This window comes from Bacillus sp. MZGC1 (genome assembly GCF_002998605.1).
Classification (GTDB): domain Bacteria; phylum Bacillota; class Bacilli; order Bacillales; family Bacillaceae; genus Bacillus.
The window spans coordinates 1-16,126 of sequence record NZ_PVRE01000007.1; the positions used below are offsets into that span (position 1 = coordinate 1).

The 16,126-nt window shown below is 36.6% G+C and carries 17 protein-coding genes; 4 read left to right on the forward strand and 13 right to left on the reverse strand.

Annotation, left to right across the window (positions count from 1 at the left end; genetic code table 11):
* On the forward strand, positions 1-932 hold a 932-nt coding region (locus C6Y06_RS18035; RefSeq protein WP_223251481.1), incomplete at its 5' end, for a DNA/RNA non-specific endonuclease.
* 3 nt (positions 933-935) lie between these two features.
* Positions 936-1,424, forward strand: coding sequence for an immunity protein YezG family protein (locus C6Y06_RS18040; RefSeq protein WP_106037358.1), 489 nt, complete (start codon positions 936-938; stop codon positions 1,422-1,424).
* A 59-nt stretch (positions 1,425-1,483) separates the two neighbouring features.
* On the opposite strand, the gene C6Y06_RS18045 is transcribed toward C6Y06_RS18040, so the two are convergent.
* Positions 1,484-2,491, reverse strand: a complete 1,008-nt coding sequence (locus C6Y06_RS18045; RefSeq protein WP_106037359.1) for a hypothetical protein — start codon at positions 2,489-2,491, stop codon at positions 1,484-1,486.
* A 146-nt stretch (positions 2,492-2,637) separates the two neighbouring features.
* Between C6Y06_RS18045 and C6Y06_RS18050 the strand changes: the two genes are divergently transcribed.
* Positions 2,638-2,967, forward strand: a complete 330-nt coding sequence (locus tag C6Y06_RS18050) for a YolD-like family protein (protein WP_106037360.1) — start codon at positions 2,638-2,640, stop codon at positions 2,965-2,967.
* On the forward strand, positions 2,960-4,228 hold the full coding sequence (locus C6Y06_RS18055) for a Y-family DNA polymerase (protein WP_106037361.1): 1,269 nt from the start codon (positions 2,960-2,962) through the stop codon (positions 4,226-4,228). Before C6Y06_RS18050 ends, C6Y06_RS18055 begins: the two co-directional genes overlap by 8 nt.
* 381 nt (positions 4,229-4,609) lie before the next feature.
* Here C6Y06_RS18055 and C6Y06_RS18060 read toward each other — a convergent pair whose 3' ends face one another.
* The 12 genes from C6Y06_RS18060 to C6Y06_RS18120 all read right to left on the reverse strand — a co-directional run bounded on the left by C6Y06_RS18060 (position 4,610) and on the right by C6Y06_RS18120 (position 16,116).
* A complete protein-coding gene (locus C6Y06_RS18060; RefSeq protein WP_106037362.1) occupies positions 4,610-5,461 on the reverse strand; it encodes a hypothetical protein in 852 nt (283 codons plus the stop codon).
* Positions 5,461-5,733 (reverse strand): hypothetical protein, encoded by a 273-nt coding sequence (locus tag C6Y06_RS18065; RefSeq protein ID WP_106037363.1) that lies wholly within the window; start codon positions 5,731-5,733, stop codon positions 5,461-5,463. The genes C6Y06_RS18060 and C6Y06_RS18065 overlap by 1 nt, the downstream gene beginning before the upstream one ends.
* Positions 5,733-6,587 carry a hypothetical protein gene (locus C6Y06_RS18070; RefSeq protein WP_106037364.1) on the reverse strand — a complete coding sequence of 285 codons (855 nt, stop codon included), beginning with the start codon at positions 6,585-6,587 and terminating at the stop codon, positions 5,733-5,735. The genes C6Y06_RS18065 and C6Y06_RS18070 overlap by 1 nt, the downstream gene beginning before the upstream one ends.
* Before the next feature lie 2 nt (positions 6,588-6,589).
* Positions 6,590-7,438, reverse strand: coding sequence for a hypothetical protein (locus tag C6Y06_RS18075; protein WP_106037365.1), 849 nt, complete (start codon positions 7,436-7,438; stop codon positions 6,590-6,592).
* Between the two features lie 10 nt (positions 7,439-7,448).
* Positions 7,449-9,551, reverse strand: a complete 2,103-nt coding sequence (locus C6Y06_RS18080) for a hypothetical protein (protein WP_106037366.1) — start codon at positions 9,549-9,551, stop codon at positions 7,449-7,451.
* A 269-nt stretch (positions 9,552-9,820) separates the two neighbouring features.
* Positions 9,821-10,105 (reverse strand): hypothetical protein, encoded by a 285-nt coding sequence (locus C6Y06_RS18090; protein WP_044141823.1) that lies wholly within the window; start codon positions 10,103-10,105, stop codon positions 9,821-9,823.
* Between the two features lie 46 nt (positions 10,106-10,151).
* Positions 10,152-10,418 (reverse strand): hypothetical protein, encoded by a 267-nt coding sequence (locus C6Y06_RS18095; RefSeq protein ID WP_044141822.1) that lies wholly within the window; start codon positions 10,416-10,418, stop codon positions 10,152-10,154.
* Positions 10,418-10,669, reverse strand: coding sequence for a phage holin (locus C6Y06_RS18100; protein ID WP_106037368.1), 252 nt, complete (start codon positions 10,667-10,669; stop codon positions 10,418-10,420). The genes C6Y06_RS18095 and C6Y06_RS18100 overlap by 1 nt, the downstream gene beginning before the upstream one ends.
* 13 nt (positions 10,670-10,682) lie before the next feature.
* A complete protein-coding gene (locus C6Y06_RS18105; RefSeq protein WP_106037369.1) occupies positions 10,683-11,072 on the reverse strand; it encodes a hypothetical protein in 390 nt (129 codons plus the stop codon).
* Positions 11,073-11,180: 108 nt separating this feature from the next.
* A complete protein-coding gene (locus C6Y06_RS20525; RefSeq protein ID WP_189288396.1) occupies positions 11,181-12,542 on the reverse strand; it encodes a peptidoglycan recognition protein family protein in 1,362 nt (453 codons plus the stop codon).
* Between the two features lie 133 nt (positions 12,543-12,675).
* The gene (locus C6Y06_RS18115; protein ID WP_106037370.1) at positions 12,676-15,288 is read right to left on the reverse strand and encodes a peptidase G2 autoproteolytic cleavage domain-containing protein; all 2,613 of its coding nucleotides are present in this window, start codon (positions 15,286-15,288) and stop codon (positions 12,676-12,678) included.
* 12 nt (positions 15,289-15,300) lie between these two features.
* The gene (locus C6Y06_RS18120) at positions 15,301-16,116 is read right to left on the reverse strand and encodes a hypothetical protein (protein ID WP_106037371.1); all 816 of its coding nucleotides are present in this window, start codon (positions 16,114-16,116) and stop codon (positions 15,301-15,303) included.
* Between the last annotated feature and the right edge of the window lie 10 nt (positions 16,117-16,126).

Genomic DNA, 16,126 nt, shown 5'->3' on the forward strand with positions numbered 1-16,126 from the left:
CGGCTGTTTCTCATCCAATTGAAACATCGAAAGCAATTGGAAAATCAATTTCAGACTCATTCCAAAAAGAAGTCATAGATGGTGATGCGTATTCTCGGTCACACTGGTTTGCCTATGCGACTGGTTCTTTAGCAGAAATCGTCTTTGGCTCTAAAGGGGCAGGAGCCATTACAAAAACAGGGACAACAGCGGCCAAAACTACGGTGAAGAAAGGGCTTGAACAAGGAGCAAAATCATTAGACAGAGTCTCTATTCCGAATCTATTGCCGTACTCACCAAAGTTTCAAATAGCTGGTGGAGGGAAACTACCGTATAACGTTTTTGACGGAGAGAATATCAAAAATAAACTTCTCTCTATGGCAAAACGTCTAGATAACAATTCAGGGTACGGAATCTCTCAGACAGGTAGACGCTTACCAGCACCAAAATCACCGCCAACCGTTGTAAGTTACGGAGATCACTATGCAAGGTGGAAACGCAAAAAAGTATTAAAACCAAATGTCGTTTATTCAACAAAGCAAGGGTACACCTACACAACCGACCACTACGGAAGGATTGTCAAAGTCGAAGCAAGTGATTTAAAATACGGAGAGATCAAAAGAAACCAATATGCCCAATCCAATTCAGGGAAGCCTGACAGATTACTAGATGATGATGGTGGGCATTTAATTGCGTCAATTTTTAAAGGTTCAGGTGATATTGATAACCTGCTTCCGATGAATTCACAAATTAATCGTAGTGGTGGGAAATGGTATCAGATGGAACAAGAGTGGTTAGCTGCATTGAAAGAAGTTCCTCCTGAGAAAGTATCTGTTTCAATAGAACCAGTTTATAAAAGTGATTCATTGAGACCAGAACGTTTTGTTGTTGAATTTAAAATAGGCAATGACGAATTACAAAGATCAATTATTAAAAACCAAAAAGGTGGATAAACAATGGAATTAGAGAAACTAGATTCTCTGTATGGTGAAATTGCACAAACTGTTAATGAGATGATACCAAAAGAGTGGGACGAAGTTTGTTTATATGCCGAAATATTAGACGACTCTGCAGAGATTAATTTTTATTATAGATTAAAGGGAGAAACGGCATTTCTTTACTCACATAATATACCTGAAGATCATCATGTAAGTAAGTCAATCTATAACGAGTTTTTAATAAAATTACATGATTTATTTGAAGAACTTCAACAAGCACATGAATTAATTAACCCGGAAAAATGGACAAATTTAACTTTGAAGTTAGATGCGAATGGAAAATTCTCTTTAGACTTAAATTATGAAGATGTATTGAATCAAGAAATTAACGGATCTCAAAGAAGAGCAATATGGGCATACGAAAATTTAGGGATACATCCAAAAAGAAAGTCAGTTAGAGAGTTTCTGGATCAGTATATTAAAAACAAGGATAAAAGTAACAACTAACTTACCGCCCTCCAATCAAGGAGGGTTTTTTATTAAAAAACACCCAAATAAGGGGTGTCTTAATTTGAATTAGCTATAGAACGTAAAGCATCATCATAGTCAGTTAGATCATAAAAAGGATTAGTTTTTAATTTTGTATACTTAACTGTTTTGTCAGGATTATTTAAAAAGTATTCAGCAAGTCTAATAAGCGCAGCACGGATTTCTTGGTCGTTGATATCATTAAAATCAAAGTATTCACATTCGCCGAATCTTGCTTTATAAAGACAAATTTTACTGAATTCAATGTCATCGAAAGGAAGGCTTTCTGATACGCTATAGTTGTGCTCTATTTCCTTTAAAAGTTGATTAAGAAGGAAGTATCCAGTTAGCTGAAGAACATCCGCAGACTTGTATCCCACATCTTTAACCACTTTGAAATCATATAGTACATCATCAACTAGAATATCTGCATCTGCCCCATCAACCAATAGGGAAGCAATGCCAAAGTGAGGATTGAAAACTACTTTGCTGTCTGTTTTAACAAATCCACTGCTAATGAATTTTTCTTCAAATGTCTCCATTAATCCAGTGAGTTCATTAGTTAACATGTCTATTCTTTGTATATCGAAAATATCAGCCTCAGTAACCCCTGGCACATTCGCTCTAGAATATCTCTCTAGATTCCCAAGTTTTAAGGCGATCACACAAACATCACTATTTAATGCTAAATTACCTTTGACATACATATCAATTCCTTTTTGAATAGGCGAATAATATTCATCTTCTAAGCCATTATTTCCAGTGTCTTTCTGCAATTTTTTTAGTCCTTTATAGGCAACAAGCTCTTCGAATCTCATTTCTTTATTTATTATTTGGACTATTCTAAACCTTGCCAAGTAATCAAAGGCAGTCCCTATCAAGCTTGCATCAGACGGTTTCTCCAATGTGTAAGGCACTAACGTTTCGTACTCTTTAGAAAAGGGATTTTTCCCACTCGTAGTCTTGAAATCTTTCTTTTTAGGCGCAATAGTAGCAACTATTTCTTTGAATTGTGGTACTTTGCTTAAGTTCGATGTAAGTGACATTGTTAACCTCCTAATTGTTATACATAAATTGTAACAGAAGGAGAGATTTTGTATACCAATATTTACATCGAACAAAAGTTCTCAAAACGCATTGATAAAGAACGTTTGTTCTGTTACTATTTAATCATTCAAAAAGGAGTGATTAAATGCTTAGAGACAGAGGTACGATTAAATGGACAGCTATGATGTTACCTGAGCATGTTGCACGACTTAAGCATGATTTAGCAGAAACGAAAAAAATAGATAAACCAATTATAGATGAACAACAAGCAGAAGAGTTTGAAGCAACAATTGCTTACGCAATGAGTGTTAACAAGCCGTTAATTTTTTCAATTTATGAGTCAGGAATTGTCAATCAACTTAAAGGTTTCACACAATACATCAATTACGAAAAGAAGATGCTACATATAAAGGATATGTCAGATGATATTCACTTTGTTTTGTTAGATGACATAGTGGGTGTTTCTTATGATTGATTACTCAAATTTCCCACGTCACAAGGTTCTGTGTGTAGACATGAAATCCTTCTACGCTTCCATTTCAGCAGTTATGATGGGTTTAGATCCACTAGAGTGTTATTTAGCTGTTGTAGGTAACACAGAGAGGCAGGGGAGTGTGGTGTTAGCTGCAAGTCCTAAACTCAAACAAGATTTTAAGATTAAAACAGGATCGAGGCTATTCGAGATTCCCAATGATCCAATAATCCATATAGTTAACCCTAAAATGGATACCTTTATAAACGTTTCAACGAAAATCACTCAATTGTTTTATCGTTACGTTCCAGAATGTGATGTTCACACTTATTCCATAGACGAATCCTTTTTAAAAGTTGACGGTGTTATGAGAATGTGGAACAGTGTTGAAGAGATTGCTGAACATATCCAAGATGCCATCATGCGGGAATTTGGCTTACCTTGTACAATTGGAATTGGTGATAATATGCTGATTAGCAAACTTGCTTTGGATTTAGAAAGTAAGAAAGCACCGAACGGCATTGTCAGATGGAGATATGAAGACATTCCGCACAAGTTATGGCCAGTTAAACCAATCTCTAAGATGTGGGGAATAGGTAGACGAATGGAACAAAACTTGAATCGAATGGGCATATTTACAGTCGGCGCACTAGCTAAATATCCATTAGAAACCTTAGAAAAGAAATTCGGAGTAATGGGAAATCAGATTTATCACCATGCTTGGGGTATAGACTTATCTGAGATAGGTGCCCCAGTGTTACAAGGTCAAGTTAGCTTCGGAAAAAGTCAGATACTACTCAGAGACTACACGACAAAAGAAGAGATCAAAGCGGTGATTCTCGAAATATGTGAAGAGGTTGCTAAAAGAACACGAGATCATAACAAAGTGGGGAGAACGATTAGCTTAGGTATCGGATATAGTAAAGAAGAATATGGTGGAGGGTTTTACAGAAGCAAGACAATCGAAAATCCAACCAATATCACTATGGACATCTATAACACGTGTATTGAATTGTTTAACACTTTTTATCAGTATAAGACAGTTAGGAGTATTTCAGTAACGTTGTGTAAGATTGAGCAAGATTCTAATCAGCAGTTAACTTTATTTGATGAAAAAGGGTTGGAGAAAAAAAGGCAGCTTGGTTATGTCATGGATGGAATCAGAAATAAATACGGATCGAAATCACTCCTGAGGGCAGTTTCATATACTAAAGGTGGAACTGCATTGCACAGGGCTGGTTTAACTGGTGGGCATAAAAGTTAATGTTGACCTTGACTCAAAATGATTGCTGTTGTAGTATAGACATTGTAAAGTAATAGTAATTCTTTCATGGGTTTTCTTCTTAATGAAGAAGGGCTCAAAGGTGTTCACGGATTATTCTGTGGGCACCTTATTCTTTTTACATATTAAAAATAAAATCTAGATTTGAAGTTGATGTGCATGCTAGTATTAGATTTAATTTAATTATCGTTGATATTTTCATCAAATTCTTCACCTCCCTTGGGAGCGGAGTTTAGGCTATTAGCGGTAGCCTAAACTAAACAGAAGATAGACATTCCAACTGTCCACGTTTAAGGAATGTCTTTTTTTGTTGCATAAAAACGAAAAAAATACCCCTACTCAAATGAGGAGGGACTTTGTTGATTATTGAATTCTAATTGCGATAAACTTTGAAACAAATGAAGAATAAACTGTTGATGTTCCAGGAGTTGTTTCAAAAACTTTAAACAATTTATCTCCCTCGCTAAATATATCACCATTAACAAGTCCATCTGTGGAACTGAACGAGAAAACTTCAGGTAGCGTACCCTTTAATCCTTCGCTTGCACTTCCATAAAAAACGTTGCTCATCAATATATGTTCACCAATTTTATTCTTGCTGCCTAGTCCTAAGTAGGTTAAGCAAGTAATTGGTGCAGTTACAGAATAATCATTTTTGATATCTGTTACATGTAGCCTTCTGCCACTTCCGATGCTACTTGATGCAAATACACAAGAGCTCCATTCATGCTCATCTGCAAATGTTAATGGAACACCTATGTAATTCAACGTAGCAGGCAAAGCAAGAGACAGGGAATAATCAGTCAAGAAGATAAGTCTGTCCTTATTACAGCTATAATAAAGCTCAATTGGCTGATTAGGAAGAATTTCTGATTGATAAGTTATCGCTACAGCTTTCCAGGTGTCGCTATTTTTTGAAAATGTTCCAGAAACACCAGAGGATCCAGGCAGATACTTTCCTGATAATCGCATTGAGAAAAATCGTGAGCTTGAATTTGAAAATATAGCGGATGAACCTGCAATTGTACTGGCAATATCCCTCATCTGAAAATAAATTTCCTTCTTTCCATCTTCACCATTTGAAAACATTACATCATAGTCCGTTGATGGACGACTAGAAATATTTTGCCATCCTGATTCGAGCATGATTTGCTTTAGCTTGCTATATAAATCTTTCTTTAAAACAGTTATTTTATTGAAAATTGTATCAGACATTAATTCTTCATCCCCTTAGTCCAACTATGCTCTAATGGTGTTTGTCTAGGGGCATTCATGGACGATCCACCTAAAACGAAACCTTTTCTAATATCAGTTTTCTTTTTATCTGATTTAATTGAAAAGGGATCCGAAACAATAATCTGTTTTTCGAAGTTCGAGTCCCTTAATCCTACAACAGGAGTAGGTGGAATAATTTTAACACTAGTGTACGACGGCTTCCTTTGACCATAAAGGTTTGAACTCATTACAAAACCTTTCAGCTTATCCATTATTCCACCTCAATTCCAATATAGTTTGATGGAAAAGAGGTTGTCCTATTAGTTGTGAAAAAAGTATAGAATACCTTATATTTTTTCTTGGTATTCAAATCAGTGTAAATATCTCCATCTAACAGGCCAATGTCTGTCTTTATAGCATACAGTCCATCTAAATAACCTCTTACACCTTCTAGGGTGTCACCAAAAGCAATTGGACTAATAAACATAGTGCCAAAAATGTTAGTTAGGTTATCACTCATGAAGGTACTTAATAAATAAGAAGCTGCCTGTGGAAATTCTGCTTGATCGTCTATTAATGCTTTTCCAGTAGACAACGAGTTTGCAGAAGTAGCATAAAGACAATTCACATTTTTAGCTGTTTTACCATATATAATCGGCTTGCCGAAATAACATACACTGGCATTAGACCTTAAGATAGTGGGAGGGACGACAGTGAAAACTATCCGATCTCTATTTACTGAATAATATAAAGTTAAATCAGTTTCTGGATTAAGCGTTGCAGCAGTTGTTATAAAAACAATGTTCCAAGCTTCATTTCTTTTGAAAGTTCCAGGATTCACTGGAGTAGAAGAGGGAGTGTACTCCTTGCATAGTCTGAAGGAAAAGTAAGCGTAGTCCGTTGATGAAAAATTTGTTGAAGCAGAAGGGGAAGTAACTGCGCTAGCAAAGGGACGAATATTAAAATAGATGCTTTCTTTACCAGTCTCCCCAGTGGAATACATAACATCAAAATCTGTGCTTGGATTCGATGTAACATTAGTCCATCCAGCATCAATTAACAAGGAAATAATTCGATTATAGAGATTCTTTTTCTTTATGTTTTCCTTCTTGAACACAACGCTCATGATTAATACCCTGTGACTTCAATTGCTATAGCTGCAGTGCCAAAAGAGTTACTAGAAAGAACCCCAGGCACAATTACAAAGTATTGTCTAGAACCGTCCTCTATAATACTTCCATGTAGCACATTATCATTCGGCAACCCATAAATTCCAGTGATTTTACCTCTAGTTCCTTCACTTGTATTCCCATAATAGAATTCAGAGAGCATGTATAGACCTTGAGTGTTTGGGTTCTTTGGCGATAAGTTTACTATAATCGGCCTTACTGAAGCACTGGTTGCAGGAGCAATATTCACTGGTGAATTTGAAATAATTACGTTGTTTACAGAATCTGCTCTTGTTGTTGTAGCATAAATTAAACCTCGGCTATCTGGTTCATCTGCATAGATTTCGTCAGGAATTCCAATGTAATTCAGAACACATCCTAGACCAGTTGCAGAGGGACTTTCAATGACGATAATCAATCTATTCTTGTTTACATTTAGGCGATACGTCATTACAGTATCTTTAGAGAGCAATCCAGTAGTGGGGGAAACCATAAAATACTTCCATGGCTCACTTGGTCTACCTACAGTTCCAGCAGCACCATTTGAACCAGGGGTATATGATTCAATTAATCTCAACGAAGCTGTACAATAATCAGTTGTAATAACTGAGTTTTTATCTGTTAAATCAGTAGCCCTCATCTGAAATACAAGTTTTTTATCTCCTGATTCTCCAGTAGAATAAAAGACATCATAACCAGAAGCTGCGTTAGAGGATTTGTTTTCCCATCCAGCATTAATTAAAGAATTTTTAATCACTGAGTACAGGTCGCTTTTAAGACAAGTCCCTGTTGTAAATATGTATCCCATAAATAGCCTCCTATAGTAAGTTTGTTGTTTTGATTTTTAATGTTACTTGAGCATTGTTCTGGCTATGATTGATCAATTGAACGTGTATTTTCTGTGTTCCATCTTTATCCTGGCAGGGGATATTCGCAATATCGTAGATTGAATCTGACTTCAAGCTCTGATAAACAATGTCTCCATTTGAAGATTTGTCAAAAACAGACACCGATATTAAGTTCTTGTTCTCATCTTTTGCGTATACCGTTCTTATGTCATACTTATCAAACCATGCATCTAATGAGAGTGTTTTTGTTTCACTTGGCATCAATGTAACAGTATCATTAATCTCGTTTAACGTAGGCACTCCACCTCGTCCTCCTGACATTGCAATAAAAACAATATGGTCTTCAACAGGGATTTCTTTAATAAATTCAATGGATTTGTTTGATTTTTCAATGTAATCCATCTGTTTTGATTGAAGCACTCCGTTTTTGTAAACCATCATTGTGTCATTGTTGTTTTCGTATTCTGGTACATTAAACAACTTAGTAGGGATAGATCGTTCATTAGGCAATGATTCATATCTGTACTTAATTCCACCACTATTAATTGAAGTGATTGTGATTTTCTTACCAGTTTCATCAACAGCTAGTTTTGTATATCCGCCAGCAATAAGCTCATAATTCCCTGTGATTTTCTTCATGCCCACAAACACTGAGCTGCTTTCAACAGGTACATAATTCAGTCTTTCAGTACCTTCGTTATATGCAAGAACTTTATTGTTTCCGATACTAGATTCATCAACTAAAACTGTGCCTACTTGAGCAGGATCGTGTAGGTTAGTATGAGTGTGATTAGTATTAGACTTGAAATTTAATGACTCATTAATTTTATCGCTTGACCATGTAGACACCTTATCAACGTTATTGTCATTAATAGCAGTTGATTGGCCATTGGCTACACTTGAAACTCTTCCCTTGTCATCGACAGTGACAGTGGGATTAACATACGTTCCTGCTTCAACACCGTTCTTAGCCAATTGAGGGAGGGAAGCTGTGCCCGTCAAATCGCCACTTAATGTAATTCCACCCTTAACTGTTGAGGTAGCATCATTTATGGAGGATGCTCCTCCTGCATATACCCAAATATCTCCGCTATAAATGTACTGCGTTTTACTCCCACTATGATTTGAATCACTTTTAATGAAAATCCAATATCCACGTTGAGGAGAAGGGAAAGCTTGCATAGCAGCTGAATATGTATCAAACTCACCTTTAAACTGTACACCTGTAGTGATTCCATTAATCTGATCCTGAATATTACCAGTAATGCCCAACAGGCTATTAATTTCATCGATTGATGCAACTTGGCCAGAAAGTGATTTTGCGAAGTCAACAATATCATCGCCATCGGCATCGTATATTGATTTTTGCATATCTCCTGAAGCCACTTTTGAGTTGCCATACATCAGGTTGCCGTTTTGCTCAGTAAATTTATCAATCACTTGCTTGTTGCTGTGTATATGACTTTTTATCTCTAGTTGATCAATAGAATCATTAACTGTTCTGATGTCTTCTGCTGTAGTTTTTAACCTGTTTTCGACATTACCTGTTAACCCTTGTAAGTAAACAATTTCTTTAGGTTTAACATTTCCAATGGAAGTTGTTTCAGGTAATTGGACTACGCCCTCAAATACAGGACTGTCAACAGGAGCTTTTTTGAAGTCCATTTCCTCAATAGCTGTTTGTACATTATCAGATTCGATTTGATCAGTAGGGGTGAACACGACAGAAGATGCATCGCCGACTGAACCACCACCTTGTGGAGCATCTGCAAATATAAGTCCAGTACCACTTGGGTTTATCTTGATCCACTTATTCGCAAAACCTTCGTATGAAGCAGGCGTATCAATTAGGTCAAGAAAACTTAGTTCTGCATCATCGGCAAGCGATCCACTAACAAGCTCAAATTGACCTTCTTTAAAAATATAAAGAGTTGGTTTATTTGATTGGGATTCATCGCTTAAAACAGCATAGATAGCTCCTTCTTGTCCATTTATAAGCTTTGCCTTACTTTCAACAACGAGGATTGCTTCTTTTCCAGCTATGTGTTGTATGGTCTGTAAGATTAAATTCAAATTATCACCTCATTTCTATCCAAAACATCTCACCATGATCTCGAACAAATTCGTATCAACTGGGTTATTGAAGGTTATTTTGTTTTTATCGGTTTTTACATAAGAGGAAGGGGAGCACTCAACTCCTCCAACAATAACTGAAAGTTGATCTTTAGTTGGGTCGTAATCTGGAACTTCAATAAACGAGATCATTCGCTCGTTCTCGTCAGGTGTATATTCAAAAGACCATTTCAGTGATATTCCATTGTTTAACCTGGGATTAAAAAAACTCATGTGTGAGCACCAGCAAAGTTATACTGAATTCCTTTTTCTTTGATTACAAAGCTAAAGATAGGAGTGTCTATATGATCCATTGAAAAGCCATCCCCAGACCTGATGAAAATCGGTTCTCCGTGATTTATAGAAACAGTGCAATCTTGGTCATTGCGAAATTGAAATTTATAAAACTGTGTCGGTCTATTCGAACCTTGTGATTCTGGAGGGACAATATCGAAGTTCTCAATGTTTGTTGACTCTAGTTTTAAAGAGCCTTTGTATCCAGATCCTAATCGCATAATTTAACCTCCATTAAAAATGAAAAAAAGAGAGGGATTACCCCTCTCACATTTGTTTAATCATATCTTTTAAAACTTGAAGAAATGCTTTAGCATCTTCTTTTTCCATCCTTAAAATGTCTTCGTTGCCCAAGCCTTCAGAGAGTGAAATCTTGAGAACGGGGAAGATGGCTGGTTCACTTTCTTCATCAGCTTGGGGAACTTCAACTTCGTCTAACAACAGAGTTAGAACTTTCTCTTCACCCTCAGCATTAATGTGGGCTTCACTGAATTTATTTGGGTATGGCGAATACTTAATGTTGACTGTATTCATTATTTTCTAGGCTCGTGATATTCTAAAGCTTGATCACTGTCAGATACACCTTTAGTAGTTGGGTCATCTACAATACCGACAATGGATAAGAATGTGAGAAGTGCATTAAATTTCACAGTTAGATCATCGCCAAATCCTGTTAAGTCATAACCGAATGCCTCAGCGATCATTTGAACGAATAAAAGGATGGCTGAGAGGATTGACACCCAAAATGTTTTCTTTTTTAAACGTACTTTCCAGTTAATTTTCATTACATCAAGCTCCTTATTTATTAATTCCGAAATGGTATAGCAAATATGCTCCGATTATCGTTGCAGCTACTGAGGGAAGAATCTTATAAAAAATATCTTTGGTAAACTGCGAGGGATCTATCTTTCTTGTTGAATCACTTCGTTCAAGAGTTTCAACCCGTGTATCTAATTTTTCATAAGATTTATTGAGGTTTTTTAAATTATTACTCATTTCAATGAGTGTTGAAGTTAACTCTTTCGATTGCTTTTGAGATTCTTTATTAAATTCAAGTTGTTGTTCGCATATCATTTCAATTCTGTTGAGTGTATTTGTTTTATCTTCTAGCTTAACAATTTGAATTGCTTGCTGATTTGATTTTTCTTCAAGCAAGCTTATACGAACATGAACGTCATTACTTTCCATTTGACACCAGCCTTAGAGAAGGAGGTGACTTTAGTTCACCTCCTTGAAGTTGATTTCCATAAATTTTCATGGATATCTGTAAATCCACAAAAATCTATATTAATTTAGTTATACTTTACTTCCATACTGACCAGAAATATAGGCGCGCTTTCCTTTGTAGATTACTTCCCAGTATCCTTTAGGATTGTTGCTACCCTTAACAGAACCAGAGATTTCAATTGTTTTACCCAATGCGATGGTGTCTAAATTCTTGGCTGAATTGCGGTCAGGCTTATCCATGATAATAGCTGCGTTTGACACTCCAATAATCTTGATCTTTCCAACAGATTTAATTGATGAACTCTTAGCTGCTTGTTTTGGTTTTGTGGCTTTCTTAGCAGGAGACGGCGATTTAACTGCGCCTGACAACTCTACATACTTATCAGAAGCAGTAATATAGAAAACGACTCCCTTAGAGTTTTTCACTTTATATTGATATGCTGTGCCAACTTTTACTTTTTCGACAACAGTAGGGAATCCAACGCCTTTATTCACAGTGCCGACAACATCTTTATCATCCCATGAAGCTTTAGCATAAAATCGAAGACCGTCTACTTTAGATTTTAGAGAGCCTCTTGCTTTAGAAGAGTTAGACTTGGAGGGAGTAGAGGAAGAAGGAGCTTTAGATTTAGTTAGCATTTCTTTAATTTTTGCAAGAGTTGCTTTACCAGCGATTCCGTCAACAGCAAGTTTGTTCGCTTTCTGGAATGCCTTCACAGCAGCGACAGTTTCATCTCCAAAGTGAGAGTCAGCACCATATTTCGGTAATTTATAACCGAGCTTAATTAGATTAGATTGAATTGCTTTTACTTTCGTACCTTTGTCTCCAAGACCATATGTTTCAACAAGTTCAAGATCATTCTTGTTAGTTGGCTTTGGAGTTGGAATAGTTACAGTTTTTCCTGTTAAAGCTTTATTAACATCGCTGACAAATTGAATCCATGCGCTAGGATTGTTAGTGTAATAACGATGGCAATCTTTCCAGCCGACCACTTGATTATGAGTCCATAGGTTTTCAGATTTAAGTCTATAAGTCTTGAGAAGAGAAGCTGCTAACTCTACAGTTGTTTTGTAAGTTGTAGCATCAGGCTTACCTGTCCAATCAGGGTGTGTCATTTCAATACCAATGGTGCAGTTGTTAGGATAAGAACTTAAATTTCTAAGTGCGCTTGCTGTATAAACATTCGACCCGACGTGATAGGCCAGCTCACTGTTCGGCAAGCACTGAATTACTTTAGTGCCTTCGACAATGTAATGAGCTGAACCGAATCCAGATGTACCGCTTTTACGATTGTTGAAGAAGTTGCGGTTTCCTTCTGCAGATGATCCTGGATTAGCAACCCAGTGAATTACAACAGCTTTCACACCTTTTAAAGCTGTTTGAGGTCTGGAGTATTTGTTGGGAGTCAACAAACTTTGAGTAATGTTCATTAAATAAATTCCTCCAATTAATTTTTTGAGCACAAAAAGAGAGCGGGGGATAGCCCAAGCTCTCTCGTTCTCACACATGCTCTGTCTTTCTCTGTTATGTATTGAAGATATTCCTATAAAATCATAGTTTTATTTAATATTGTGGTGTAATTAAACACACGGCTACACCAAAGCCACGTTCTTTACTAAACGGCGTTGTAACCTTCATCACATGGAATCCTTGATTCGAAGTAGATTTAGTACCTTTACCTGCTTTCGGTACAATTTTGTCTCCCGCCTGTACAGTTTCATCAATTCTTACATGAACCTGTCCGAACATGCCTACAACATTCCATTCAGGGCGTTCAGATCTAGCGACATATTCTTCTTCAGGGTTAAAATAAGGATTCTCTTTAGGAACTCTTCGTGTTTCAGTTACTTCAATACCTTCTTGATTAATAAATGTGACATCTACATCTTCATAAATCAATCCACCAAATTCATTTTTAACGTATCGACCTTGCCAGTTAAACGTTGATTCTCCTAAAACAATTCCTGCTGTTTCAGAGATAACACCTAATACTTGGTCTCCAAGATTTGCTTTTTTGATTTTTTCATTCTCTAGAGTTACAAAGTAACCAGAAGGGATTGATTTTCCATCAGCAGACTCAAAATACTCCGCATAGTCACTAAAAGTAGAACCACCTTTTACTTGACCAGCACTGGTAACATCGCCTGATTTAGAATGAATTTCTAGTTTAATATTGGATGAAAGAGGAGTTGTGCTTGTACCGTATCCCCATGTAGTTGTGTAGTCTTTTTTATTTGCAACTCCATTAGAACCGATTACAACCCTGGAAGAGCCAGCGCCTACAATTGAAGAATTGTTGGATGCTACAACTAAAGAGCGGCTTCCTTCAGCTGAAGTGTTGGAACCACCTGACGAAGCGATAACTGCATTACGCATGCCTCTAGCTTTTGCTCCACCTGTTGTAGCTATTACAGCAGCGGCTTCAGCGGTTACTTGCGCCCCGCCAGTTGATGCAGCAATGAAAGAAGTTTTTGTTTTAGCATACCCAGAAGTTGTAGCAATCCGTGTTCCATTTTTAAAGTTGTTAGGTATGAACGTGTACTTGTTTCCGGCCATTTCACTGGGAGTTGAATATTTCTCAACATTTACGGAGTTAATGTTAGCTTGGTTATTGTAACAATAGATTCCAATTGAACCAGCAGCATTCCTTCCGATCAAACTTCCATTACTAATATTAACGTTAGTTACGCCACTACCTACTTTAATTCCAATAGGTGCAGATTCAAAAATACTCACATTAGAAATATTAATGTAATCGGTTTTTTGAGCTCCACCATAAATGTAAATATCGGCATCTGATGTTCTAAAATCTTTTACAGTTATATTCGAAACGTTAATATTACGACTTTTGTATTGAAAAGCAATTGCAGGGGTTTTTTTATAATCATAAGAAGGATCGCCAATTGCGTGGAAATTAGATATATTTACGTTTACAAATGCAGAAACAACTAACGCTTTTGGAGAAAGCCCTTCATACATAGTGCTGTATATAGGTTTAATTGCAAAGCAGTTTACCACATTTATGTTTCTTGCTGTTGTGGAAAGAGGGTCTGTTGATAGATGATGTCCAATATGTCGAAAATCAAAACTTCTAATATCATTCAAAGAGGTACAGTCAGACAAGTTAACATTTTGAGCTGCAGGAGCAGAAGCATGAGCTTTTACTTCGAATCCTCTTGCATTCTTTCGACTATGACAGTTACCAATCCAAACGTTCTTAGATCCATCATCAACTTCGAATCCGTTAGTATTTGAAGCTTTGGAAGGGTGTGCTGAGCCATTTCCATCAAAAGAATAGCAGTTTGTAATAAAGATATACTCTGAGAAGTGCGTAGTGAAACCGTCATCGCCGAAATTTGACGCTACACAATTATCAATCCAAACGTAACTCGAACCACCAGTTTGATAAACTGTCTGATTGTCAGTGGATTTGTTATATGAAGGAGAGGTTACATCGAAACCATGAAGACCAGCATTCTCAGCATATACATTGCGAATCCATACAAATTTAGCATTTTTAATGCTAATACAAGTTGCGTTCGCACCTGAACCAATTGTATTGTTAGTCTTCGATCTATTCCAGTCTGCAGTTAAGTTTTCAATTTGAACGTATTCAGCCCCAGGCTTAGTAACAATAACATCCTTCTTTGGGTCAGCACTTTTATGAAGCTTAATGATAGAAGATTTTCCTACACCAATCAATCTTGTATAAGAAGGGATGGACAATCCCATTACTAAATAAGTACCTTCGGGAACGAAAATTTCAGAATAGCTTGAGGAAAGGGCTAATTCAAATGCTGCTTGATCATTTGTAACTCCATCACCTTTTGCGCCAAAATCCTTAACGTTAACTCTTCTTTCAATCAAAGAATTGATTACTTTTTCTACTAGGTTTGTACCAGTAGCGTGAAAGTCGTCTATATTGCCGATAGTATTCTTCATACCATTAATTTCATCTTTAGTCGATTTGTCAACAAGCATTATCTTTTCAGCTAAACTTTTATCAACTTTAAGTATTTCGTTGTATGTTTCAATAAACTTATCTTTGATCTCATCAATCGTCAGTCTATCTGTGTGCGATCTTAGCGCCACGGCATCTACTGGTATCCATTTACCAGTTTCCTCATCTTGAACACCTAATGTATTAACTGGAATTAATTCATTTTCAAATGCCATATTTTCCTCCTTTTATTCTTTTCTAAACCAAATAAGCCCACCTATAGGAGCATCGACAGAAGGCTTAATCCTTCTTTTTTTAGGCGGTGCATTTAAACGTAGCCATACTCTTTTGATGTTATGAGGTTCGTTATAACTTGTAATAACATCGTACCCATCGAACTCTTCCGAGATGCTGATATTTATCCAATCAAAACCGTCCCATCTGTACACAATCCCAGAGTCTCTAACTGTTACAGTCCATCCAACAAGAGGATTGGGATAGGTATCTAGTAGATCGGTATATGTATTAACAAGTGGCTTATATTCTTTTTTTGTGTTTTCCACTACGTATTCATAGTTAGAAGTAATTGCTCTGCACCATTCAGTTATTTCAATACATCGCTTAATTACTCGCTCACATTCTAAAATTCTTTCATTCATACGAATGATACAATCTTCCGCCTCGTCAATAAGCCCTTGTAAAGTTTGGACTACCGTATTCCCTGAACGCTTAATCCAAATACGTGCAGCTGGGAAGAAGTGAGCACCTTCACCTACATATTTAACTTGCAGTTCTTTGCCTTCATTAGAGGAATTAAAAAAGACAACCCCCATCATGTAATCAACACGATAACAGTCATCTTCTAATTCACCATCTTCAATTTCTTTCCACTCTTTGTTTCCGCCAGTGATAACAACTCTATTTTCACGATTAGGATTTTCAGTTAAAAATATCCGCCCATTTAAAATAGAGTGGGTTTCATCATAGCTCATATAAGGATCATCGTAAGTGCCTTTTCGTTTGTGGTATAAGATTGGATCGTTATAAAGTTTTGGGAAATCCATATAGAATCAC